The 24822-nt window shown below is 52.1% G+C and carries 17 protein-coding genes; 9 read left to right on the top strand and 8 right to left on the bottom strand.

The window, feature by feature from the left end:
* Nucleotides 1-249: 249 nt before the first annotated feature.
* Nucleotides 250-1101: a tetratricopeptide repeat protein gene (locus CA13_RS32545; protein ID WP_419195260.1), complete on the top strand. Its 852-nt coding sequence runs from the start codon at nt 250-252 to the stop codon at nt 1099-1101.
* Nucleotides 1102-1112: 11 nt separating this feature from the next.
* On the opposite strand, the gene CA13_RS32540 is transcribed toward CA13_RS32545, so the two are convergent.
* A complete protein-coding gene (locus tag CA13_RS32540) occupies nt 1113-2213 on the bottom strand; it encodes a glycosyltransferase family A protein (RefSeq protein ID WP_419195259.1) in 1101 nt (366 codons plus the stop codon).
* A gap of 255 nt (nt 2214-2468) precedes the next feature.
* On the opposite strand from CA13_RS32540, the gene CA13_RS32535 reads away from it, so the two are divergent.
* The 8 genes from CA13_RS32535 to CA13_RS32500 all read left to right on the top strand — a co-directional run bounded on the left by CA13_RS32535 (nt 2469) and on the right by CA13_RS32500 (nt 13844).
* Nucleotides 2469-3557 carry a glycosyltransferase family 2 protein gene (locus tag CA13_RS32535; protein ID WP_146404268.1) on the top strand — a complete coding sequence of 363 codons (1089 nt, stop codon included), beginning with the start codon at nt 2469-2471 and terminating at the stop codon, nt 3555-3557.
* A gap of 36 nt (nt 3558-3593) precedes the next feature.
* A complete protein-coding gene (locus CA13_RS32530) occupies nt 3594-4625 on the top strand; it encodes a glycosyltransferase family 8 protein (protein WP_146404267.1) in 1032 nt (343 codons plus the stop codon).
* 58 nt (nt 4626-4683) lie between these two features.
* Nucleotides 4684-5901, top strand: a complete 1218-nt coding sequence (locus CA13_RS32525; RefSeq protein ID WP_146404266.1) for an acyltransferase family protein — start codon at nt 4684-4686, stop codon at nt 5899-5901.
* A gap of 254 nt (nt 5902-6155) precedes the next feature.
* Nucleotides 6156-6914, top strand: coding sequence for a glycosyltransferase family 2 protein (locus CA13_RS32520; RefSeq protein WP_146404265.1), 759 nt, complete (start codon nt 6156-6158; stop codon nt 6912-6914).
* 70 nt (nt 6915-6984) lie between these two features.
* The gene (locus CA13_RS32515; RefSeq protein ID WP_146404264.1) at nt 6985-8592 is read left to right on the top strand and encodes a hypothetical protein; all 1608 of its coding nucleotides are present in this window, start codon (nt 6985-6987) and stop codon (nt 8590-8592) included.
* 188 nt (nt 8593-8780) lie between these two features.
* Nucleotides 8781-9974, top strand: coding sequence for a GIY-YIG nuclease family protein (locus CA13_RS32510; protein ID WP_146404263.1), 1194 nt, complete (start codon nt 8781-8783; stop codon nt 9972-9974).
* A gap of 402 nt (nt 9975-10376) precedes the next feature.
* Nucleotides 10377-12014, top strand: a complete 1638-nt coding sequence (locus CA13_RS32505) for a hypothetical protein (protein ID WP_419195258.1) — start codon at nt 10377-10379, stop codon at nt 12012-12014.
* Between the two features lie 108 nt (nt 12015-12122).
* The gene (locus tag CA13_RS32500; RefSeq protein WP_419195257.1) at nt 12123-13844 is read left to right on the top strand and encodes a sulfatase family protein; all 1722 of its coding nucleotides are present in this window, start codon (nt 12123-12125) and stop codon (nt 13842-13844) included.
* A 241-nt stretch (nt 13845-14085) separates the two neighbouring features.
* On the opposite strand, the gene CA13_RS32495 is transcribed toward CA13_RS32500, so the two are convergent.
* The 7 genes from CA13_RS32495 to dxr form a co-directional block, all read right to left on the bottom strand.
* Complete coding sequence (locus CA13_RS32495) at nt 14086-15213, bottom strand: acetate/propionate family kinase (protein WP_146404262.1); 1128 nt, start codon at nt 15211-15213, stop codon at nt 14086-14088.
* On the bottom strand, nt 15210-17318 hold the full coding sequence (pta, locus tag CA13_RS32490) for a phosphate acetyltransferase (protein ID WP_146404261.1): 2109 nt from the start codon (nt 17316-17318) through the stop codon (nt 15210-15212). The genes CA13_RS32495 and pta overlap by 4 nt, the downstream gene beginning before the upstream one ends.
* 167 nt (nt 17319-17485) lie before the next feature.
* Entirely contained in the window at nt 17486-17869 is a 384-nt protein-coding gene (locus CA13_RS32485; protein WP_146404260.1) for a DUF3859 domain-containing protein, read from the bottom strand.
* 17 nt (nt 17870-17886) lie between these two features.
* Complete coding sequence (locus CA13_RS32480) at nt 17887-19161, bottom strand: DUF1501 domain-containing protein (RefSeq protein ID WP_419195256.1); 1275 nt, start codon at nt 19159-19161, stop codon at nt 17887-17889.
* Nucleotides 19162-19226: 65 nt separating this feature from the next.
* Nucleotides 19227-20837 carry a DUF1549 domain-containing protein gene (locus tag CA13_RS32475; RefSeq protein ID WP_419195322.1) on the bottom strand — a complete coding sequence of 537 codons (1611 nt, stop codon included), beginning with the start codon at nt 20835-20837 and terminating at the stop codon, nt 19227-19229.
* A 366-nt stretch (nt 20838-21203) separates the two neighbouring features.
* Nucleotides 21204-23354: a site-2 protease family protein gene (locus CA13_RS32470; protein ID WP_146404258.1), complete on the bottom strand. Its 2151-nt coding sequence runs from the start codon at nt 23352-23354 to the stop codon at nt 21204-21206.
* An 8-nt stretch (nt 23355-23362) separates the two neighbouring features.
* Nucleotides 23363-24592 carry a 1-deoxy-D-xylulose-5-phosphate reductoisomerase gene (gene dxr, locus CA13_RS32465; RefSeq protein WP_419195321.1) on the bottom strand — a complete coding sequence of 410 codons (1230 nt, stop codon included), beginning with the start codon at nt 24590-24592 and terminating at the stop codon, nt 23363-23365.
* Between the last annotated feature and the right edge of the window lie 230 nt (nt 24593-24822).

Here is a 24822-nt window from a genome sequence, read left to right as displayed (position 1 = left end):
TTCCCTGCCATCTCGTTTTTGTGGTTCGCTTGTTCCCATTCGCTTGCTCCCAATAGAACAACGAGACTACCCATATCTACCGTACCTCCCGTGACGCTGGTAAACACCAAGGGAATTCGATTGGATCGCCCCACCGTAAGGGGAGGAGGAAGCATGTCGAGCGTCAACGGTTGCTTCGTGGCCTTGATTGGACCAAAATGAACCGGTCGTCTTCTGTTTCCTGTCCTTTGCTGTAACCCATCAAGCCGAATGTCGAACTCGGAAAAACCCGCGGATTCAACCAGTCGCTCTCGTGGTGCGGACGAAAGCAATCCGATGGATGGTGGGCGTTGGCGTCCTGTTCGACCGGATGAGCTACTCAGAAAGAACCCGCAAATCGAAAAAGATCAGGTTGCACCGGAGGGGAAGGTCCAGCGACATCGACGCCAAGAACTTGAGCATCATATTCGCTCTTCACCGACCGACATTGAAGCCTACCGTGAATTGGCGGAAATTTATCGCGAAGAGGAACGACCGCAAGAAGCCGCGCGTGTGCTGAAAGATGCGGTGGAACTTTTTCCCAACGAGTCGGTCTTGCTGTGGGAGCTCGAAGAAGCAAAATTGGCTCGTTCGTTACAACAATATCGTGAATTTAGAGACCTAGCGAGTCGGCTCAAGACATCCGAAGTCGAACGGGAACTGAAACGAAGCCAAGACGATTGGGCATTTCGGCGTATCGAAGTCTGTAAGGCAAGATTAGAACGCGATCCGACAATGTTGAACCTGAATCTGGTGTTGGCCGAAGCCTACCACGACAGCGATCAACCAGAAAAAGCGATCGAAGAGCTAACCGATTTGGTCAAGATCGATGAGTATTCGCCACATGCCTATTTGCTGATGGGGCGATGCTTGTTGGAACTGGGGAAAGATGTTGAAGCGATGTCGGCTTTGCGAGCAGCCGGTACACGCCGCGCGGTCGTTTCACCGCTTCCGATTCGAGTCGCCGCATTGCGTCTGCTCTGTGACACGGCCGAAAAACTCGGAATAGAGATGACACTTTCCCAATACAGTAGCCAATTGTCAGCCGCTGAAAAGGAATTGGCTAAACAGACCGCAAAGTAGGCCAGCGGAGGTTACGCTGCTTTTCGTATCGGCTCAGTCGCCTCGGCTGGAATCACGGCTTCGGCTGGAATCACAGCCTCGGCGGGAACATCGGCCGGACGACGCGAGTCATTCAGATAATGGCTCAACAGCTTCAATGCGTAACCCAGCCGCAGCGTCCATGGCAATTTGGTGCTTGAGCACATTCGGACGTAGTCGAATAGTTCACGAAGCGATGGACGCTGGAGCGTTCGGAACTCGCGAGGCAATAATTCGGCGAGTGACTTAAGATCGTATCCCATCTTTTCGACATAGTACCGAATCAGTCGATTCGTCTGTATCGCGTGTTTCATTTTTGCTTGATTGCTCTGCTTCCGGTTCGCGAAGCCGTTGTTTCCATGAATGCGATACTCAACCAGTGGAAGATCGAGGTGATACTTGTTAGCTCCGACAATCGATGACCCAAGGACAAGCACATCGTCAGCTCGGATTCGCCAAGCCGCTTCGTCGGGAAAGGGAAGGACTTGTTTGGCCAAGTTCGATCGCATTGACAAGCATGATGTGGGGTTGCCGATCCAATTGCGGTGGTAAATTGCCCCGAGCGTACTAATCCCACAATTCCGAGTCGGTTTGTTCCGTACCGGACCGCGGTTGGTATTGCCGATTTTGCGATAACCAACGCTTAGGAAATCAATCTCCGGGTGAGCTTCGAAAATTAAAAGAGCGTTTTGTGTCAATTTTCGATCATAGCGATCGTCCGCATCGAGAAAGAACAAAACGTCCCCGGTCGCCAAATGATGTCCAGCGTGCAGGCAAGAGAGTTGGCCTCCGTTTTCCTTGGTGACGATCGTCACCTTGCTCTCCGACGTGAACTGATGTCGCAAGCGATTGACGGAATCGTCGGTCGATCCATCATCGATGACAATGATTTCATCGAACGGCAACGCTTGCGCGATCGCGGATTCGACTGCTTCGCAGACATAATCGGAATAGTTGTAATTGTTTACCACGCAACTGGTTCGCAATCGCGTCGACTCAGTGGACTTTCTCATGGCATCAATGTTGGGGCATAACAATGGATTGAGTTTTGCCTGTAACCGTCCATCGGACGATTTCCCAGCACTTCGTTGCATCGCTAAGGGTTGGAGGTGCGAGAGCAACGAACACGAGACGGTGTTAGGTTTCCGCCTAAGCATCAGTTCGTCGAAAATGCAAGCATTGATTCAGAAGAAGCAAGAATTCACTTCTGCGAACGGATCATTCGGCAGCGGATGTTCTGGCTATTCTGATTTTAGGACTCAAAAGCATTGGTTTTCAAAGCCATCGGAAACCGACAAATAGAGGGATGAGACCCAATATTTACCTTTGAAACAAAGGTGTTCATCCCAATGATTGAACCGATTAGATACGATCAGGAAGCCTGCCCAGGATTGGTTACGATCGTGATTCCGGCGTACAACCGCGACCATTTGATCGGCGCGACACTGGAAACGATTCGTAGCCAAACGTACCCAAATTGGGAAGTGATCGTTGTTGAAGACGCATCGGTCGGCGAGACCGAACGAATCGTGAACGAGTTTGGCGACTCGGTCCCAAACTCCGTCCGTTACTTTCGCAACGCCAAGAATCTAGGTGCGGCGGACACTCGCAATGTTGCCTTTCGGGTCGCTCAGGGCCAATATATTGCAACGCTCGATTCGGATGATCGCTGGCTACCGAAGTATCTTCAAACGATGGTGGATACACTCGTCCGAACCGGCTGCGATTTTGCCTACGCCGACGTGACGATGGTGGAAGATGGCACCGATCGGGTGATCGGGAATTACGGACCTACCGCGGAGGAAGTCGCTGATTTTCCAACCAGTCTGTTTAGTCGCGGTTTTCTGACTCCGTCGGCAACCCTGATGCGGCGCAGCGTCCTTGAACGCACGGGCCAATGGAGTAGCAATCACGAATATTGTGAGGACTACGAATTCTTTTTGCGTTGTGCGACGTTAGGCGTTTCGTTTACTCATGTTCCGCAGTCGCATTGTTTGTACCGTAAATGCCACGGGGATGCGACGACGGCCAAGTTGGCGTTGGTCGTTGAAGCGGTCGCCTATACGATTCGCCAATACATTGGATCGCCCGCAATTGATCCTTCTACGTGTCGCGATTATGCATGCAAAGTCTTTCAACAGGCATCGCGAATTCATCGGCGATCGAAACCAGAAAATGATGCCTCGGCAGATCGATTCCGAGGCGGCCAATTGCTAATCGAGGCATGGCGTTTGCGTCCGGCGCGACTGCATTTGCTAATGAAGGGGTTGAGCGTGATGTTGGATTCGACCGCGACGCGGATGTTGGTTTCGAAGCGTCCTCGTCCAATGCTACGAACCAAAATCGAGAATTTGCCGAAGGCGGTTGACATATTGGCGCAACAATTGAACCGCGCCGAGCCAATCAATATCAGCGAGTCGCGGAAGAGAGCCGCATAGCGAAACTACTCGCAATTCAATTCAGGGAGTCGGAGAATGAAAACGGTGGAACCGATTGTGGTGGTCAGTGGTTGTGACGAAGCGTACGCAATGCCACTTGCGGTTACGCTGCGTTCGGTCATTGACCACTTGGATCCGATGCAGACGATCCAACTCTACATTTTCGATGGAGGAATTGCCGAAGCGTCGCAACAAAAAATTGCTGAGTCTGTTCGCGACGAGCGAGTGTCGATCGCGTTTCGAAAAATCGACATGGCGATGCTGAAAGATGTTCCCGTAAGTGGGCATGTAAGCGCGGCGTCGTACTTGCGTATTTTGATCCCAAGCGTATTGCCAAAATCGGTCAAACGAGTGATCTATCTCGATTCGGACTTGTTGATTTGCAAGAACTTAGCCGAATTGTGGAGGTCACCTCTAAACGGCAACGCGGTGTTGGCTGCTCAGGACGCTGCGGCACCGTATATCGATAGTGCCTCGACGATCTCGAATTTTCACGACTGCAAACACTACATTGTTTCACCGACGCCCGTCGCTAACCACAAAGCTTTGGCGATGTCACCCGATGCAAAATACTTCAACGCTGGTTTGTTAGTGATTGACGTCGATCATTGGCGCCACGAGAAAATTGATGAACAACTATTTTCCTGCTTACAAGAACATCGCGAACATGTTTTGTGGTGGGACCAATATGCGCTTAACGTTGTCATGTATGGGCGATGGGGCGAGTTGGATGGACGTTGGAACCAAGGGGCCCATTTTCACGCTTACCCCTCAGCAAGCGAAAGTCCATTTGATCAGAAGGCGTTTTCACAGTTGAAACATGACCCATGGGTGATCCATTTTACATCGGCACTCAAGCCATGGCATTACTTCTGTCCTCATCCTGAAGCGTATCAGTTTCAGCATTATCTATCGCGTACCGCTTGGGCGGATTACGAACCCGAACGACCGAGCGACTTTATTCATCTGTGGTGGAAGCATCAAACTCGGACTGCGAAGAACAAGTTCCGTCGCCGCAAACGGATCATCCGTCGGATGTTCCAAACGGATGAACGACGCGCGGCATGACGAATCGGCTTGTGTCCGGTGGGGATGCATTTAAAGACCAACACAACTGGATCGCAACATGCCTAACCAAGACACTTGCCATTCGAACAATCATATCCAAGGACTTGATGCACTTCGAGGCGTCGCGATCCTAGCGGTTTTTCTTTTTCATTCGCTCGGTCAAGCATTCTGGTACGACAAGCTGCCCTGGGCAGGTTTGGTCCGAGACTATTCCACCAGCCGTTCGTTTATGATCTTCTATCCGTTCTCGTTCGGATGGGCCGGTGTTGCGGTGTTTTTTGTGGTTAGCGGTTTTTGTATTCATTTGAGCTACAAAAAGAGTCGTGATTCCAGCTGGCGAAGTTTTACACACCGACGTTTCTTTCGAATTTATCCACCGTATCTATTAGCGACAATACTCTTTTTCTTTGTCTGGCCCTTGTTAGGATTTGCCGATCGTGCTGCGGATGGATGGACACAGCTCAGTACGCACCTTTTGGCGGTTCACAATTTCGATTCAAAAACCTTCTACGGGATCAATGGATCGTTCTGGAGTATCGCTGTGGAGCTACAGCTATACGCGGTCTATCCGTTGCTATTTTGGATGACTCGTCGGTGGTCGTGGAAGAAAACGTTGTTGTATGTCGGATGCATCGAAATCGTGATCACGTCGGTGTCTTCATTCACAGACGTCTACTACGGAGCACCACTTGCGGTCCACATCACCGAATCACCGTTCGCGTATTGGCTTAGCTGGTCACTCGGTGCCTACTTGGCGGAATGTTACCTTGAAGATCGTCCGACCTACTTTTCAAATGTTTCATTTTGGGCAGCCGCAATTTGTGCGTTTGCGTTTCCCCAGTTTCGGCCGACGTCTCAATTTGCGTTCTTGGCGTTTGCTGTTTTGACATCGATTGTGGTTGACCGTATCGTCACAAAGCAATGGACGATCCCAGAAATGGGCTCTGGTTCTCGGTTCTGGGGTCACATGTCGAAGTTGGGCGTGGTCAGCTACAGTTTTTATTTGATCCACCAACCGCTGCTCGGTTTACACGATGAGCTGTTCGGATTGGTCGCGCCCAATGCGAGTTTCAACGCGACGTCCAAATTTTTGACGCTGATGGTTTTCTATCCGCTTACTTTTCACCTATCGCGGTTCATGTATCGATGGATCGAAATGCCTTCGATCGCGTTTGGGAGATCGCTTTGGCGTCCGTTGCCACCGGTTGTACAAATTGCTGGCAAAACGGCAGTCAGCTCTCAAGGTGAGCCTGCCGAATTTCACAGGGCGGCGTAGCAGAAGGCGGGTGCAATCGAATCCGATTCGCTAGATGGCGGCGAGAATATTGATATAGCGGCGTGAATGTTTCCCGTAGCGGCCGGAAATATTGACGGACATCTAAACGTCGGTAGAATACTGGCTCTGGAACGGGTTTTGCTAAAAACGCTCAATCGTTCGAGTGTGACGGGTTTCTTCACTTGTCGGTCATCGATACTTCATCGGACCATTCCTTTTCCACCACAACGCGCCAAAAAGCAGACCGAGCAAATATGTCTAAATGTGAACGATGGTTAGCCGCGATTCCTGTCTTTAACGAAGTTGGTACTGTCAACGAGATTCTAGATCAAGTGACGAAATACGCCGCCGACGTGTTGGTCGTGGATGACGGGTCAACCGATGGGACAGCGGATGTATTGCGCAGCCGAAATGACATCAGAGTCATACATCATGATGGGAACAAAGGGTATGGAGCGGCACTGACGAGCGCGTTCCAGTACACAATCGAAGAAGGCTTCGATGGCGTTGTGACGTTGGACTGCGACGGTCAGCACCAACCCAAGCGGATTCCTCGGTTTATCGAAGCGGCTTCGATGGCAGACATCGTTTCAGGTAGTCGCTATTTGAAGAAATATGCAGGCGACGATGCACCGCCGCCCGAACGGATGTTTATCAATCGGCGAATCACTGGCGAATTGAATGAGCGACTTGGATTAAATCTGACGGATGCCTTTTGCGGTTTCAAAGCTTACCGGACTTTGGCACTTCGAGAGATGCGAATTACCGATACTGGCTATGCGATGCCACTGCAGTTGTGGGTCGAAGCGGTCGCTGCGAAATTGCGGATCATTGAAATTCCCGTTCCTCTGATCTATTTGGATTTGAGCCGATCGTTTGGTGGGTCACTTGATGAGTCCGAGACGCGGTTGCAATATTACAATCAAGTCCTTGACGATGCGATTCGAGTGGCTGCTGAGCAAGGGGCCTCTTTCGGAACAGAAATCGGTGCGAAGAAGCAAGTGATTGGCTAGACTCAGGAAAGTAATCATTGTCGCCTTTCGTTGAGTGAACGGCGACGCTGTTATTGAAGTGACCGCCTTGATGCTTATCGACGAATTCCGACACTACAGTGCTCCTAAATCCCACGGAGAGTCTTTTGCAGATCCGAGCATCGGAGATGCAGGTGGTTTGCTGCGCAGCAACTTGAGCCTTCTCTCTCAGCACGATTCCTCTTGGCAAGAACTTCGCACCGAAGCAAGGCGTCAACTAATCAGTGATGCGGTGCGATACACGTCGGCTTATCGAAAGGTCGAATTGATCGCTAATCGTGATGAGGCCCCAATCATCATGGCAGGCCATCAACCATCGCTTTTTCATAGCGGGGTTTGGTTCAAAAACTTTGTTCTCGATTCCCTTGGTAAATCGCACGACGCGGTGGCGATCAATTTGGTGATCGACAATGACGCGGCGTCGGGCAGTAGTATCCGTGTTCCAACGATCGACAAAACTTGCGGCGAGTACGTTTATCAAACGGTTCGGTATGATCGGTTTGGTGGTGGCGTACCCTATGAACAAACTGTGATCACTGATCGAAAACGGTTTGATCATTTCGACGAAGCGGTGGCCGCGGTTGTTGCACCGATTATCCCTCATCCGCTTGTGAATAAGCTTTGGCAACATGCCCGCGAAGCCGTCGAACGCTGCGGTGTTGCTGGGTGCGCGCTCGCCCAAGCAAGGCATGCACTCGAAGGGGATATCGGGTTGTCGACGCTGGAAATTCCGCTTGGCGTGGTGTGTCGATCTCAGGCGTTTGCAAAGTTTCTATTGATGATGCTTAGCGACTTACCACGCTTTCAAGAAATTTATAACTCCGAGACGGAGTATTACCGAGAAGTTCACGGTATCCGCAGCAGTTCACATCCGGTGCCTAATTTGGCTAGCGATGGCGGCGATGTTGACGGCCATTGGTACGAGGCACCGATATGGCTCTATTCCGACGCGGCACCTCAGCGGCACGCCGGTTGGGTTAAACGGACCAGCACCGAATTGATCCTTAGCAATCGTATGGGATTAGAGTGCCGGGTATCACTTGATCAATCGCCTGCTGCCGCAGTCGAGCAATTGGCGATGGCAAATACGAGTGAATTGAAGATTCGGCCGCGAGCGTTACTGACAACGATGTACGCACGTTTGGTCTTAAGCGACTTGTTTTTGCACGGCATTGGCGGCGGGAAATATGACCAATTGGGGGACCGGATTGCCGAGCGGTTCTTTGGCATTGATCCGCCCCAGTTCATGGTCGTTTCGGCAACGGTTCAATTGCCCGGCGATTCCCCCAGCGACTTGGACGCTCGTATACGCGAGCTAAAACGCAAAATTCGCGACGTCCGGTTCAATCCCGAGCGGTTTCGAGACGAAGCGGATTTCGATCCAGTATTTTTGGCCGAGAAGCGGACGCTACTCGATTCGGTGCCGTTTCAAGACGAGCACTGGTTAAAGACCGATAAACGAGAGTGGCACAAACGGGTGGAATCGATCAACGAGCGATTGGCGTCGCAACTTGAGCACGTTGCTGCGAACTTGCAGAACGAATTGGCTAATGCGATTCGGCGGCGTGGCTCCCTCGCAGTGCTGAAAAGCCGTGAACATCCATTTTGCATTTTTCCAATCGACACATTGGTGGAAACCTACAAGCGTTTGCTAGCTTGACTTTTTTGATTGCCATAATGGCGCCCATTCGGCATAATCATCGCAGCGAGCTGTGTGGCCTCCACTGTACGGGGCCTCCACTGTACGGGGCCTCCACTGTGTGTGGGCCTCCACAGTGTGCCCCTTAATTGTGTTGGCCGAAAACGCGGGCCTGAGTCGAGTCAATCTCTAGGATAAAAGCATCGAGCATGGAAGCGATTTTGCGTGATCAACCGACGTTCGGGTTCGGTGTCGATTCGCTTAACCCCCACCCGCCGCGAGGGATCGAAGCGGTTGGTGGGAAGACGAAGGAATCGCTTCGCGGTCAAGTGATGCAGTTGTGCCCGCGAGTTCCCGGCGTCTACGGGATGCTTAATCGTACAGGCGAATTGATCTATGTCGGCAAAAGTAAATCGCTGCGTTCGCGGCTGTTGAGCTACTTCGCCGATTCGAGCTCCGACGAAAAGGGAGGCCGAATCATTGAGTCGACTCGAGCGATCCAGTGGGAGACCCAACCGAGCGAGTTCGCATCGCTACTTCGCGAACAGCAATTGATTCGCCGCCACAGTCCTCGTTGGAACGTTCAAGGCGTGCCTAAGCGTCAGCGTCCTGTTTACCTTTGTCTTGGCCGGTTGCCAGCGCCGTATTTTTTCTTGTCTGCAAAAGCACCTGCGGATTGCGTCGCTATTGAAGGACCATTCTATGGCGCCGGTCGAATGCAGCGAGCGATCGATGGGCTCAATAAAGTCTTTCGGCTTCGTGATTGTAGTCAAAAACAGTTGTTCCATTTTGCCGAACAATTACAGCTATTTGATCTCGACCATCGTCCCGGATGTCTGCGGCTTGAACTTGATACCTGTCTCGGACCGTGTGCTGCCGCATGCACCCACGAAGACTATCAATTGCAAGTCAGCGCAGCGGAGAGTTTTTTAGATGGCTTCAACGATGAGCCGATTATTGCAATCAGCGAACAAATGAAGCGGGCAGCGGCAAAACAACAATACGAGTTAGCGGCCAGTGCAAGGCGAACGCTTCAATCGTTGGAGTATGTTCATCGCAAACTCGCGATATTGGCAAAAGCAAGACGCGAATACACGTTCATTTATCCAGTGAACGGTTACGACGGACTCAATACCTGGTATTTGATCCATGGTGGCGAAGTCGCCGATGTCGCTGCGGAGCCGAGAACCGAAGCGGACTACGAAGGATTAAAACCGAAGCTACGTCAATGGCGTGCGGTTACAAAAAGCTCGATCGACCGAGGGCACGGTCCCTTCCCGCATACTTTGGCACTCGTTGCATCGTGGTTCCGAAGAAACCGTGATGAGAAAAGACGGACCTTTGCCCCCGAGAACGTTCGTCGCCGGTTTCGAGCCTCTTCGTTGATCGTTGCGCGATCATAGAGTCGGCTTTGCGACAAATTGGTCTTGCCATTCGGTGAGCGTTTTGGGAATTGAGCGAGGCAACTCAGTAGGCCCAGCAGAACCCCGCAGAGCATCTCGGCTGGCTTTACTGCCCCTACATCCGTTGTCGCTGAAATCGATGTTGTCATGACATGAATTTAGCGACCAACGGGAGTGGGCGAACGCAATCCGAGCGGTAGCTCGCTTCGCCTGCGGTCGTACCGGACTACGTGCGCAATAAAGATAGCACCGCACTACGCAATAAATATATGCTCTAATACCGTTACCAGTGCGTGCATTTTTTTTCCCGGTCACGAACGATTCTGCGATACGTTTCCCCAGCTTGTTACTCAAAAAAATCATTGCTTGCCCATGTTGCCTCACCGTCAAAATAGCTTTGCCGTGTCTTGTTACATCCTTGGGATGCTTCTTTTGGGAGGCCATGTCGGACGTTGTGATGATTCGCCGACGGAGGTTGAGATGGCGGGGTATCTTCTTGTTCCCCACCAAGAGGCTCCTGAAACCTACAACGCTGGTTTCTCGATGTATGTGACAGCTTGGCCGCTTTTGAACCATTATCCAGGAAATCGTTTTCAGACTGGATTGTTTGGTACGTGGATGTTTGCCCAATATGACGGAGCCACTCCAGATCGCAAGTTGTACTCGGATATTGAAGGTGGCTTGGGCTGGTGGCGTGACACGCGATTTGCGACTGAAACGCCAAAGTTCATCATGGGAGGCGTCGCACTGAACTTTAGTGAATGGGCTAACGGGCCTGGTGCCGGCAAAGGCCGCGATTGGGACCAGCCCAAAGGCAAGTATGGTATCGCTCAACTTAGCTCATCCGTTCTTTGGCCACCGGATGGTTTGAATTTGAAACAAGGGACTTGCAATGAGCTTGTTGGCTACGGCTATCTTCCGCTTCCGCTTTCGACGCACAAATCGACGACAGCGGGAAAACAGGTACCAACGGGGGATCGTTGCTGGACACTGTTTCTCAACACGGGAAATTTCAAGGGGCCAGTCGCTTTCTTTACTCCCTATTTTTGGTCCGCAGCGACCGCCGATGATCCGACGCTTAGTGGTTTGTTCTTGGATAGCCGTCCGTCAAAGCCGAACAAGGCGCTGCAAATGGAAACTCAGTATATACCTGCATTCCAGGCCACGGATTCAAACGGTGTGACCTATGCGCGAGTTGCGCCGACATCGTTTCCTCGAGATGCCAGCGGAGACTCATTGGTTGTGCATCGCATGCTGGTTTACAACAAAAACGCCCTTTGGGATGCCGTCAAAACTTGGTTTGACGGGGGACCCGCGGCTAATGGCAAGATCGATGAAAGTGCGTCGGCTCCACAAACTTTCATGTCCAAAGGTGGATCGACTTGGAGAATCTATCCTCGTTCGGCAACAAAAGAACAGAGGGTCAAGATTGCATGGGACGCGTTTGCCAGTCCCGTCGAGCTTGACTCCGTTTCATACGGTTATCGCTGGAACTACGAGCTCGCAACAAAAACAGAATCCGAACATGGTCAGCTGGTAACGCTTCCCGAGTACTATCGTTTGGATGGTGTAGAAACCGACAAGCCGATTTGGGTTCCTGTTCCATCTGCTGAGGTACCCGTCGAAACGGGGTTGGCTAACGTGCAGTTCCATCGCCCCAATGATAAGCGGGCCAATCATAAAATGGCTGAACCCTACGTTACCCCCGATGATCCATTGAGTTGTTGGAAGAAGCCTGGTCCTGCGGCGGGTCCGTTTCAAGCAAAACTTGGTGATGGTAGTGTGGTGACATACTACTGGTATCGGTTCGCCGATCAGCCCGCACTTCTCAACGCTGATTTGACGGAAGTAGAGCGTGAAGCGATGCAGTTAAAGGTTGAGAAACTGCATCGCACATGGACCAAAGATCGCGAATACCTTGCACCGCCGACGCTCGGTACGCTGGCGGACCTCGACCCGGCATTGCTGGTCACTCCGCCAAAAGGATTGGAGATTGGTTATGTACCTATCGCGACGCGTCAAGAAGAACAAACGAGGTGACACGTTCAGTTAACGCAGAAGACCTCAAAGAAACCAGGGTGTTTGTTATGCTCGTCCAGGAGCATTTGTGATGAACCCTAAAAAGGAATTCCTCTCCGCAGCGTCACAATGGTCAAGCTTGTTCTCGCTATTGCGATAGTAGGTCGGCTTGAGGAAGAAAATTTCCGGCGTTTGGCACTCGCTTCGGCAATGCCGATGCCGTGGAAAGCTCCAGCGAGTCCCGAGGCACGTAACTTTTACCTGTTCCTGACCTGTACTCAAGATTTATGTGAAGCGATGAAATTGACTCTAAAATTAGCCCTTTTCGTCACGATGACGGTGGTCATCGCCGCTTTGGGGAACTCCGTGTTCGCTAGCGATCTTCCAAACATTGTCGTTATTTTGGCAGATGATTTGGGTTACGGCGATGTTGGGTGTTACAACCCTGAATCGAGAATTCCAACACCGAACCTCGATCACTTGGCGACCGAGGGAATGCGTTTTACAGACGCCCACAGCCCTTGTACCGTCTGCACACCGACTCGCTACAGTTTGATGACGGGGCAAATGGCTTTCCGGGTTCCAAACGGAGGCCGAGTTTTCTCAGGAGCTGGCGGGCCGTCGTTGATCGCTCCTGGACGCATGACTTTGCCGGCGATGCTGCGTCAGAAAGGTTACTTGACCGCATGCTTTGGCAAGTGGCACATTGGTTTAACCTTCTTCGATCAAGATGGTAAACCAATCCATCAAGGTGATTTCAAGTCAGTGCAACGAATTGATTATTCACGTCGGATTGACGGTGGCCCGCTCGATTGCGGGTTTGATCAATTTTTCGGAACCGCGTGCTGCCCTACGACCGATTGGTTGTACGCATTCATTGATGGCAACCGAATTCCAACTCCTCCCGTGAAACAGCTTGATCAATCGAAGCTGCCAAAACATCCTTACGCCAACGACAATCGTCGTGGGATGATCGCACCCGATTTTGATCCCGAAGAGGTCGATATGTTGTTTCTTCAAAAGAGCCAACAATTCCTTGAACAACACGCCACAGCAACCCCCGATCAGCCGTTCTTCCTTTTTCACAGCACGCAAGCGGTTCACCTGCCATCCTTTCCTGCTAATCGATTCAAGGGGAAAACGGATTCGGGGCCGCACGGCGATTTCATTTTTGAATTGGATTTCATCGTTGGCGAGCTGATGAACACACTTGAAAAACTAGGTTTCGCCGAAAATACATTGGTGATTTTCACCAGCGACAACGGCCCCGAAGTCCCCACGGTGTATCACATGCGACATGATCAAGGCCATGATGGCGCTAGACCGTGGCGAGGCGTAAAACGCGATAATTGGGAAGGCGGTCACCGGGTGCCGATGATCGTCCGTTGGCCCGGAAAAGTATCAGCCGGAACGACGTCCAATCAGCTCACATCGTTGACCGATGTGATGGCAACGGTGGCGGAGATTGTCGACGAACCTTTGCCTGATGATGCAGCCGAGGATAGTTTTAGCATGTTGCCGGTATTCTTAGGCATGGCGGGAGAGGACCCGATCCGCCCATACTTGCTACAACAGGGATTTGGAGGAAAGAAATACTTGGCGATTCGACGCGGGCGTTGGAAATATTTGGCACACAAAGGATCGGGTGGGAACAACTACGAAACGCACAAAATGCTAACAGAGTATCACTTTGCTGACACTGCCCCCAATTCTCCGGGACAATTGTTTGACATGGAAATTGATCCTGGCGAGACGCTAAATCTGTCGGGATCGCGACCCGAGATAGTGGAGCAGTTGCAAGCGATTTTAGAGGAGTCCCTTTCCAGTGGTAGAAGCGCTCCAAGTCGTTAACGCTCTGGGCCGTTACCGCACTGGCCCGTTACCGCACTGGCCCGTTACCGCACTGGCCCGTTACCGCACTGGGCCGTTACCGCTTAGTCGCCAGGGCCACGAACGCGGTCTCCGATAGCGATCGGTTCCGCTCAGTGGCGTTTTGCCGTTGGGATAAATCGAATCATCGGGAGGCGGGCCAACTTCTGGCGGGCGGACCCATCGAGCAGCCCGTTCGCATCACATGATGACCGCGAATCGATCAACGGCCAAGGAATCCTTCCACTTGCTTGGAAATGGCTTGCTCTTCATCGGTCGGTACGATGAGAGTACGAACCTTTGCGTTTGGAGTGGACAGATCCACGATCTTGCCCTTGGGCCTTGCATTTGCGTTGACTTCTGTGTCGATCTCGATACCAAAGCACGACAATGGTTTTGCAACCAAAGCTCGAATGGCCGCAGCATTCTCGCCTACGCCCGCGGTGAATACCAATGCATCCAACCCGCCTAGGACGGCAATATAGCTACCGATGTATTTTTGTATTCGATGAACGTACACCTCGATTGCCAATTTCGCTGCTTCGTCGCCTTTATCGCGTCGAGACAAAATGGTTCTCATGTCCGCGTCGCCGCAAAGGCCTACTAAACCACTTTGTTTATTGAGCAGTTTGTCGACTTCCTCGGTCGACATTTTCGCTTGACGCATCAAATGTAGGGGTACCGACGCGTCAATGTCGCCGGTCCGCGTGGCCATCACCAATCCTTCAAGAGGCGTCATGCCCAGTGACGTTTCCACGGCCGTTCCGCCCACGGATGCCGTGGCACTGGCACCGCCCCCAAGATGCAACGTGATGACTTTTGTTTGGCTTGTGTCACCCTCGAAAAAGCCAAGTGTTTGCTCGGTTACATAGCGGTGCGATGTGCCATGGAACCCGTAGCGTCGGACGTTGTAGTCGCGATAGATTTCTTCGGGGACTGCGTAGCGATACGCTTTCGGAGGCAACGTTGAAAAGTACGCTGTGTCAAAAACCATCACTTGTGGGATTGGCATATCGAGATTCGTAATCGCCTCGATCACCGCACGAGCGGGCGGGTTGTGCAGCGGTGCTATCGAATCGAGCGTCGCTAAATCATCAAGGACGGATCGTGTCACCATCGTACAATCGGTAAAAAAATCACTGCCGTGGACTACCCGATGTCCAATCGCATTGACATCAAGCGTTGCATGTTTTTCGAGTACAATTTGGGCCGCGGACAAGTGGTCGGCTGCGTCCCCGCCGGTTTGTCCAATTCGGTCGACCAAACCTTCGCTCAATCGCTCGGATGTTTCAGTATTGATCAGGGCATACTTTAGAGTCGTGCTGCCGACGTTAAAAACCAGGACGTTCATGTTGCTTGGGCTTGGATGGCAGTGATGGCGACGGTGTTGATGATATCGGCAACCGTACAGCCACGTGAAAGATCGTTAACGGGTTTTCGCAGTCCTTGTAGCACCGGGCCGACTGCAACGGCGCCGGCGGAACGTTGCACAGCTTTGTATGTGTTGTTGCCGGTGTTTAGGTCAGGGAAGATAAAGACGGTCGCTCGTCCGGCCACCTTACTGTCGGGCAGTTTCGTTGCTGCGACCTTCGGATCAATCGCGGCGTCATATTGAAGAGGTCCTTCGACTAGCAAATCGGGACGTTTTTCTTTTAGTAGCGCTGTTGCCGCACGAACACGCTGGACGTCTTCGCCTTGCCCGCTTTCGCCCGTCGAGTAGGACAACATCGCGACTCGTGGTTCAATACCAAACTGGGCCGCTGTATCGGCGCTACTGCTGGCGATTTCGGCCAATTGTTCTGCGGTTGGGTTCGGGATCACGGCGCAATCGCCGTAAACCAAAACACCATGTTTTAGGCACATCAAAAAGACACTACTGACGCACCCCACTCCTTCACGCGTCCGGACAAACTCGAAGGCCGGTCGGATCGTGTTGGCGGTGGTGTGAATGGATCCGGATACCATTCCCCCAGCTAATCCCCGTTTGACCATCATGGTGCCGAAGTAGCTGACTTCCAACATCCGGTCTCGCGCGACATCGAGTGTAACACCCTTGTTCTCGCGAAGTTGGTGATATTCTTGCGCGAACATTTCTCGCAGCGGGCTCGTGCGAGGGTCAATGATCTCGATACCACAATCCGGTTTCTCATTCGAATCGGGCAAAGTGACCCCCAACTTGCTTGCGGCAGCGCGAACTTTCGCCGGTTCACCGAGCAGCACGATATCGGCAACGTCTCGGCGACGCAGCACATCGACGGCTTGCAAGATTCTCGGCTCGCTTCCTTCAGGCAACACGATCTTGACTCGTTTTTCACGGGCGCGTTGGATAAGCGAATACTCAAACAGCATCGGTGTCACACGATGTGCAACCGGTGCCTGCAAACGAGCGGCCAAGTCGTCCGAGTCAATGTATTGTTCGAAAAGTCCAATTGCCGATTCAACCTTGCGAGGCGAATGCTCACCAATTTCGGCTCGTACCATCGACGCTTGGCTTGCTGCGGTAAACGTATCGACGCCTGTTCTCAGCACCGGCAAGCCGCTGGTTTGACGAAGTAAACGTTCGACCGAAGGCGGCGGCAATAATCCGCCTGTCAAAACGACACAGGCCGGTGATGGGCCATCGGCATCGAGACGGGCCAAGGCGCAACCGATCAAAATATCGCTTCGGTCGCCCGGAGTGATCACCAAGCTTGATGGATAGAGGCGTTCCAGAAAATCCGGAAGCATCATGGCTGCGACTTTAAGCCGCGTCACTTCTCGGTCAAAAGTCGCTTCGTCACCGTTGTAAACCTCCGCGCCGAGCCCCGCTTGAATCTCGCGGACCGTGGGTTGGCGAAGCAGCGGTTCTTCGGGTAACAGGTAAAGCGGCGTGGTCGCCTTCAAGGCCGTGTCGCGATAGGCTTTGCGAAACGCTTCCTCCTCGTTCGGCTTGATTTGGTTGACCACGGTCGCGACCAATTGTCCCCCTCGATCGGAGAGACTGTCGTTTCCAATGCGGATCGATTGGACACAGTCTTCGATTGATTTGTTGTAAGCCGAATAGATGGGCATGATCGCACACCCCAAATTGACGGCGATATCCGCATTGAGCTCAAATTCGATCTCCGGAACCAAGCCTTGGAAACTGGTCCCTTCAACGACTGCGAAATCGGCATCCTGTTGCAACGCTTTGAACCGCTGTTGAATGCGTTGGATCAATTCCTCATAGCGATCTTCGGCCAGCATTTTTCGAGCTTCGGCGCGGGTAACGCCGTGCATTTGCTCGATGGTGGCGGACATCGGATAACGCGACCGCATCAATCGGATGCTTTGGTCTTCTTCGGGGCCGATTCGGACGACGGGACGAAAGAAAACAACCCGTTCATACCGCCGTATCGCCAGTTCCATCACCCCCAACGCGATCATCCGTTTTCCCGTCGCGTTTTCGTTGGTCGCCAAGTAGAGACTGTCGGACATTACGGTTTCTTCACAAAAGCATCTTATGTGTTTTTTACACCGATTGTTTCTGCAAAACCGGTGGCGATCGACTCCGACGCGACCGTGTCCCGATGATACGCCAAAACCGCAGTCTAACAAGGTGGAGTAAACCGCGGGGTCACACGGAGCGGAGTCTAATGGGTGGATTAGATCAGCTCAAAAGTCTTTTCGGCGACGATGTTTCCGTCGATCTCGACAAACATTCTCCAATCACCTCGCTTGTCGTCGACCGGTTCCCAAATAGTGTCACCGAGATAAAAGTTCCAGTCGTTCTGTTTGACGTAAACACAGCCGTCAAACGGGGCCCTCACTTTTCCCTTGGCGTCCTTAATACCAGGATGCTCGATGCAATAATCGAGAACTTCGTTCTTTCCACCTTTGACATTAATCACAAATCCAAATTCGACGCCGATCTTGGCGACGATTTGAATGGTCGATTGCATAAATTGCGGCAACTCTTTTGATTCGGCATCCCAGTGAGAATAAAGGCCGTAGCTTCGCATGCGGACAATCGGTTTGCGCTTCGCCATAAGCCTATTGAAATGGATTACCCGAGAAGATCTTTAATGATTTTTCCACCGCCGGCGATCTTCATCGGCCGACCGTTTTTGCTGGTGAACGTCTTTTCGGACGAAATGCCCAAACCTTTCACCACCGTTGTCATCAAATCTTCGCTGCTAAACGGTTCTGTTACAACCGCCGATCCATCAGGACTGGTTTCGCCGATCGCCAGTCCTCCTTGGATATCCGCACCACCGACCACGCACGACCAAGCCCTCGCAAAATGGTCGCGTCCCGCTTGGGCATTGATATTTGGCGTCCGCCCAAATTCGCCCATCCACATCACCACCGTGTCTTGCAACAACCCACGGGCGTTCAAATCCTCGATCAAAGCACTCATGGCTTTGTCCAAAGTCGGTAGCTTGTCGTCTTTCAGGATCGTGTGAATGCCTTGGTGGTTATCCCAACCACCGAGGTCAACTTCGATAAACGGTACCCCTGCTTCGACCAATCGGCGTGCCAACAAACAACCTTGGCCAAAACCGTTGGTGCCGTATCGTTCTTTTACATCATCCGGTTCTTCGTCGACCTTGAAAGCCTCCATTTGGTCGCTAGTCATTAAATCGTAAGTCTTTTTCAAAACTTTTGAATGTTCAACCGCTGGTAAATCGCGTGTTCGTTTTGAAAAGCTCTGTTCGATCATGTTCAGTGCAGCCATTCGCTGCATCAGTCGCGATTCCTCTAAGCTCATCTGCAAATTTCGAATCCGTCCGTTACTGGAGACCGAAAATGGTGACCAGGCCATGCCTAAGAAACCTGGACCTTCGCTGGCACCGCCAATCGATACAAACGGTGGAATCTCGAGCTCCGGTCGTTGAGACATTAATTCATGCGCAATCACCGATCCATAGCTAGGGTGAGTGATATTGGGATTGGGAACATAGCCGGTGTGCATGTAGTAACGACCGCGATCGTGATCGGCTTCGCGAGTCGACATGCTGCGGACGACTGACATGTGCTTCATCTGTTGTGCCATCAATGGCAAGTGTTCACAGATTTGCATATTGCCGGTGGTTGAGATCGGTCGAAATGGACCACCGGTGGGCGAACCGGGTTTCAAATCCCAAAGGTCAATCGTAGCAGGACCGCCACCCATCCATAGCATGATTGCCGAGCGACGCTTCTGTTTCAATTCATCGGCAAATGCATAGATGGAACTGCCCATCGACAGCGAGGCTGCATACGCTGCGCTCGACCCGGCCAAGTGACTCATGAAATGCCGTCGTGTCATCCCAGCGGGAGTTTGCCAGTGATTGGTCATAAAGATTGCCTTTGAGGAGAAAAGTATTCTAAAAAGAGTCGTGGGGGTCAAAGAGTACGCCCACGCTAATGTTGCATGATAAATTCGTTGCTATTGATCAGAGCCCACCACATATCTTGCAGCATCTCGAGTTCGTTATTCTTTCGAGCCACATACAGTTTTCCGGCTACGGAAACTTCATTCTTGGTTGGCCTTCGAGCGACGGCGGCCATGAACAACGACGTTAAACGCTCTCGCGTCGAACGCCCCCCCTTCTGAATACGATCCAAGAAGCTGCCTGTTTTGGTGCTCGTTGCATTCTTGGTCAAATCACCGTTGAACAGCATCAACGCTTGTGGAATGGAACCATCGAAAGTCGTCGCCTCACCGCCTTCGTCCGTACCGAACGCGACCACAAATTGCCTCATCCACTTTCGTCGTTGCTGCTCCTGTTCTTCGTAACTTCCGGCTGCGCCAGCTCCGGTTGCCGTGACCAGCGATTGATACAACTGTTCGGCACTCATTTGACGCAAGTAAAAACGCGAGAATTTAGGCATCTCTCCAATCGAAGGATCATCGATCTCGTTCGCCTTGCCGAGCACGGCGGACAATTGATACGGCCGGCTCAAAGTGATCCAAGTGATCAATTGTTTTAAGTCGTAACTGTGTTGGCGAACTTCTTTGCCCAACTCGTCTAGCAACTCAGGATGCGAGGCTGCATTGTGTGGGCCAAGATCATCGACCGGCTTGGTGAATCCAAAACCGAGGAAGTGCGCCCACATGCGATTGACAATCATCTTGTCCAGAAATTCGCTTTGCAAAACCAATCGTCCAAGCTCGTCACGTCGATTCACGTCACTGACGTAACCACTTTTGGCGATCTCGGTTCCATCGGTAAAGACCGGATAGGCGACTCGCGTCAATCCGTTGCGAAGCTCGTAGAAGACCAATGCGTCCTCAGCATCACCTGCCTCGCCGGCGAAATCTTCATTGATTAACTCTGCGTGATCGATGTCACGAGTACCATCAACGAAGCGTCTTAACGAACGCGTTTGGCGAAAGAACGAATTGAATTCCCAGAACTTCTGTTGTTTCCATTGGTTGAAAGGATGATTGTGGCATTGGGTGCATTGAACTTGTTGACCAAGCAGAATACGCGACGTGCTGCTAGTCGCCAAAACTGCTTTTTCTTCGTTCACTTTTTCAACCAGAAAGTTGACCGCTCCGTTGAAATTCTTTGTTCCTGGTTTCGTCGAGCCAACCGCCGTGACGAGTTCATAGACCAAGTCGTTGTACGGTTTATTTTGTGCAAACGCATCACGCAAATATTTCTGCATCCCATCACGATTAATCAACGTGCGACGCTCGGTGCCACCGGATCGGCCAATCAGAATGTTTGTCCAGATCGTCCCCCAATGTCCCGCGTATTCTTCCGTGAAGCGATCGTCATACAGAAGAGTGTTGACCAATTTGGCTCGTTTACCGCTGCCGCGATCAGCCAAAAATGCGTTCAATTCTTCGAGTGTTGGAATACGGCCCAGGATGTCCAAATAAACCCGACGACACCAAGTGGCGTCGTCGGCCTCCGACGCGGGCCGTATTTCGTAATCTCGCCAACCCTGTTCGATTGCGTCGTTAATGAGTGCCACCTGGGACGGCACGACAATCTCGGCCGCCTCAGCGGAACCCGTGGACAAATCAGTGTAAATCGTTGGCGAAAACAGAGCGATTGCCAGCGCGAACGGTGTAAAACGTAACTTAATGCACGTCATGCAGCGGACTCAGAAAAGGTGGAAAAGGGGTCAAGAGAAGGCGATTGGCGACAAAAATAGCCCGATCGGGGCGGTTCTACAAAAAGAAACGCACCACTCGAAGCGAATGTACCCATCTGCCCCAATTCTAGTCCAAATTGGTTCGCGCGTTGTTGAACGTTCCACTGCCGACGGTGAAGCGTCCAACAAACAATCCGTCCGACCGAAATGCCGAGAAGCCCGTTGGAAGCTCAGGATTCCGATCAGACCCTCATCAGCTTCGGAAGGTTTGCCGGGTCTGAGCCTCCCGCACTAGAATGCGCGGATGATGTCGTTGGCAAATACGACGACCATCAACAACAGAATCGTTAACACGCCTGCCATCGTCAGTTTCATTTCCAATTGCTCGTCAAGCCGTTTGCCTCGAATCGCTTCGGCAATCAGAAATACCATATGCCCTCCGTCGAGCGCAGGAATCGGCAAAAAATTCAAGATCGCCAAGTTCATACTCAACATCGTCAGGAACAATAACTGGGCTGAGATTCCTCGTTCGGCCTCGGATTTTGCGATTCCGACAATCGCCAGCGGACCGCCGACGTGACGCAGTTTCACTTGGCCTTGTGGGATCATTCGCAAGAACCGGAAAACGTCTGACAATCGTCGCTTACCTTCGCGTAGTCCCAACGACAATGCGCTGGTAACGGACGTCGCTGTCTGTGTGGATTCGCTAGCAGTTAACGCCAATCCCCGTTCGCTCCAAACTCGTTCGTCCAACTGGACCGTGGCGGTCGCTTCGATCACTCGACCCGATGGCGAACGCGTTGCCAAGACTCGTAGTGGCGTCCCTTCGGGCAACAATTGCAGCGTCTCTACCAAGCTGGCTAGCGGTATTTCGTTATTCGGTTTCCAACCTTCACGCAATCGCTCGACCACTTGTTCGAAGCGTTCATCTTTGAGTTGCTTGGGCAATTGGTCATCCGAAAGAGTTAAGCGAATCTCTTGGATTTCGTCACCGACTTCTAATTTCGTATCGGAAGCCGCCGTCGATTGACTCAGCAAATCGGGCAACACGCTGCTAATCATCGTGAGTGGTTCGTACGAAAATCCAAATCGGTTGACGGCAATCTCACCAGCCAAACCGGAAGTGGTCGAAACCGTTTGAAGCGAGAGGGCAGGATCCAATTCCACTTCGATTTCTTCTTGTTCCGCAGAATCACTTTCGCCACGAAGTAGTGTCAGCGAAATGGGTTCTGTCGTCGACGAAAGCGTCAGCGGCAAACCAAACGCGTCGATGTTTTTGTCGCCACCCACAGCAATAATTCGGTCGCCCACTTTGACGCCCGCCTTCGCGGCCGGGCCATCCTCGACCAAGCCACGAATGGGGCTGATTCCATAGCGGAAACCGATCGTTTTGCCTTGTTGCGGCGGCAATTCGACAGTGTGATCGGAATCGTCGGTTCGCCGGAGCGTTAGCGAGATCGGTTTATCGGGATGCGAGTAGAGGTAATCAAAAAACGGTGTCGATGGAACAATCGAATCCGCTTTAACAGGGATGCCATCGTAGGCGACGATCGTCGCGCCGGCGTCGTTTTCACCAAGTACGTTCTCTGCGGCACTGCCAGGCATTACCGGCGAATCTTTGTCAAGCTTCAGTGAGACCGGGCTGGATATTCCGATCATTCGCATGTCCGCGTTTGCAGGATGCGGATCGGTTTTCAATTTGTATTTGCGAACACCATCGTCATAGCGAATCGCGATATCGATTGGATCCTCGGGGCTTTCGAGTCCTTCGTTCAAAATCGCCATTCGCATTTCTCGAAAATGCATTTGGTCATCATTTAATCCGCCCACCGAGATGACTTGGCCACCAGGTTCGATCCCTGCTCGCCATGCAGGGCCGCCCGGAGTCACGCCGCCGATAATCGCGGGGTTGTAGGAAACGCCATAGCCGAACGCGATCGCAGCGAACAGAACACCGGTGATCAAATTCATCACCACACCAGCACTGATAATGACCATTCGTTGCCAAACCGGTTTGGCAGGAAAACTGCGCGGATCAAGCGTCTCGGGCGAATCTTCGTCGGTACCCCCTTCACGGATTCGTTTCGCTTCCTCTTCGGCTTTTCGTGGGTCGTCGTCTTGCCCAAGCATCTTCACGTAACCGCCAAGCGGGATGATGCCAATGCCGTACTCGGTTTCACCATATTTGAACTTGCCCAATGTTCGCGGAAATTTGATTGGGCCAATTTTGATCGGCACATCAAACCCAACATAAAATTTCTCGCATTTGACGCCGAAGGTCTTAGCGGCCAAAAAGTGTCCAAGCTCGTGAACAAAAATGACCAAGCCGATGCCAAGTGCAACACGTCCCCATAGAAGGACTTGAGAGGCAAGTACCGATAAGAACGTCGCATCGTCGGTAGAGGCGAGCAGCAGCGATTGAGTGAATAAATCGATGAACATAAGTGTTTTTAAGGTTTTGAAATGATTCGATGGACCTCGCGTCGAGCCCATCCATCGAGCCGAAGCAGGATATCAAGCGTCGGATTGGGGTCAAACGAGTGACTTTCCAAGCACGCGCGACATGCCGGTACTATGTCAGTAAAGCGAATTTTGCCGTCCAGGAATAGACCGACCGCGGCTTCATTGGCTGCATTGACGACTGCCCCGGCTGTTCCACCGGCCGCGGCGACCTCAAAACCAAGGTCCAAAGCAGGAAAACGGTCGCGATCAACCGGTTGGAGCGTCAAGTCCCATTGCTGGTCACGGGCCAGCGGCGGCGTTTGACAAGCCAACCGGCGAGGATACGTCAAAGCGTATTGGATAGGTAAACGCATGTCCGGTGGGCTGAGTTGCGCGATCACCGACCCATCCTCGAATTCAACCATCGAATGGATGATCGATTGAGGATGAACGACCACCTCGATCGCGTCGGCTGGCAAATCGAACAACCAATGTGCCTCGATTACTTCGAGCGATTTGTTCATCATGGTGGCCGAATCGATCGTGATTTTCGGTCCCATGTCCCAAGTCGGGTGATCTAAGGCTGAATCGAGCGTGGCTTGTTGCATTTGTTCGGTGGTCCAAGACCGAAAGGGACCACCACTGGCGGTCAAAATTAGCTTCTTCGGCTTGCACGTTTTGTCGCCCAAGCATTGAAAGATCGCTGAATGCTCACTGTCGACTGGCAATATTTCGGCCGACCGATTCGCCAACCGCGTCTTGACCAGCGAGCCAGCGACGACCAACGTTTCCTTATTTGCTAGGGCAACTCGTTTGCCGGCGTCAATGGCCGCCATCGTGCTTTCCAGCCCAGCTCGACCAACGATCGCCGCGACCACGATATCGACCGCCTTGTCGCATGCAATATCGACCAATGCCTCGGGGCCAGAGGAAATTTGAAAAGCACCTTCGGGGTGACGCGAGCGAAATTGGCTTGCACAATCGGGGTCGGAGAGGGCGATTTTTGCTGGCGGATGGTCGAGCCCATCGGCGATTTCACCAAGTCGCTCGACATTGGCGTGCCCTGACGCGGCGAACAAATTCCATCGTGATTCGGTGTCGATTGCATCGAGATGACGCAAAACGTCGAGCGTGGCGGTCCCAATGCTGCCGGTTGCCCCAAGAACGGCCACGTTTTTGGTCGCCGTTTGGCGGGTGGATTGGCGGTTAAGGTTCTCGCGGTTGGATTCGGTTGGCAACATAACGGGATAACGAGCGAGAGAACCAGAAGGGGCTTGGGACAGTAGGAAAGTGCGTAACCCGCACGATCATTACGAGCGGCTCCGCAAAACGGTTCCAACAAGATAGACTTGCCCTCCAAGATGGGCAATCAAACAATGCCTGATGAAACTGGGCGGAGGGATCAATACACGATCAACAACCCTTTTAATCGAATAAAACCTACCTGGATCTAGGAATCGGAATGAGC

The organism is Novipirellula herctigrandis, from assembly GCA_007859835.1.
Classification (GTDB): Bacteria; Planctomycetota; Planctomycetia; order Pirellulales; family Pirellulaceae; genus Novipirellula_A; species Novipirellula_A herctigrandis.
Note: the sequence above shows the minus strand (reverse complement) of the source record. Positions and strands in the feature narration are given on the sequence as shown.

Coding starts and splice junctions, on each gene's coding strand:
- CA13_RS32530 (WP_146404267.1), top strand. CDS start 3,594: ATGAAAACGGTGGAACCGATTGTGGTGGTCAGTGGTTGTGACGAAGCG.
- CA13_RS32545 (WP_419195260.1), top strand. CDS start 250: ATGTCGAACTCGGAAAAACCCGCGGATTCAACCAGTCGCTCTCGTGGT.
- CA13_RS32495 (WP_146404262.1), bottom strand. CDS start 15,213: ATGAACGTCCTGGTTTTTAACGTCGGCAGCACGACTCTAAAGTATGCC.
- CA13_RS32520 (WP_146404265.1), top strand. CDS start 6,156: ATGTCTAAATGTGAACGATGGTTAGCCGCGATTCCTGTCTTTAACGAA.
- CA13_RS32500 (WP_419195257.1), top strand. CDS start 12,123: ATGGTCAAGCTTGTTCTCGCTATTGCGATAGTAGGTCGGCTTGAGGAA.
- CA13_RS32540 (WP_419195259.1), bottom strand. CDS start 2,213: ATGCAACGAAGTGCTGGGAAATCGTCCGATGGACGGTTACAGGCAAAA.
- CA13_RS32485 (WP_146404260.1), bottom strand. CDS start 17,869: ATGGCGAAGCGCAAACCGATTGTCCGCATGCGAAGCTACGGCCTTTAT.
- CA13_RS32470 (WP_146404258.1), bottom strand. CDS start 23,354: ATGTTCATCGATTTATTCACTCAATCGCTGCTGCTCGCCTCTACCGAC.
- CA13_RS32525 (WP_146404266.1), top strand. CDS start 4,684: ATGCCTAACCAAGACACTTGCCATTCGAACAATCATATCCAAGGACTT.
- pta (WP_146404261.1), bottom strand. CDS start 17,318: ATGTCCGACAGTCTCTACTTGGCGACCAACGAAAACGCGACGGGAAAA.
- CA13_RS32515 (WP_146404264.1), top strand. CDS start 6,985: ATGCTTATCGACGAATTCCGACACTACAGTGCTCCTAAATCCCACGGA.
- CA13_RS32480 (WP_419195256.1), bottom strand. CDS start 19,161: ATGACCAATCACTGGCAAACTCCCGCTGGGATGACACGACGGCATTTC.
- CA13_RS32510 (WP_146404263.1), top strand. CDS start 8,781: ATGGAAGCGATTTTGCGTGATCAACCGACGTTCGGGTTCGGTGTCGAT.
- CA13_RS32535 (WP_146404268.1), top strand. CDS start 2,469: ATGATTGAACCGATTAGATACGATCAGGAAGCCTGCCCAGGATTGGTT.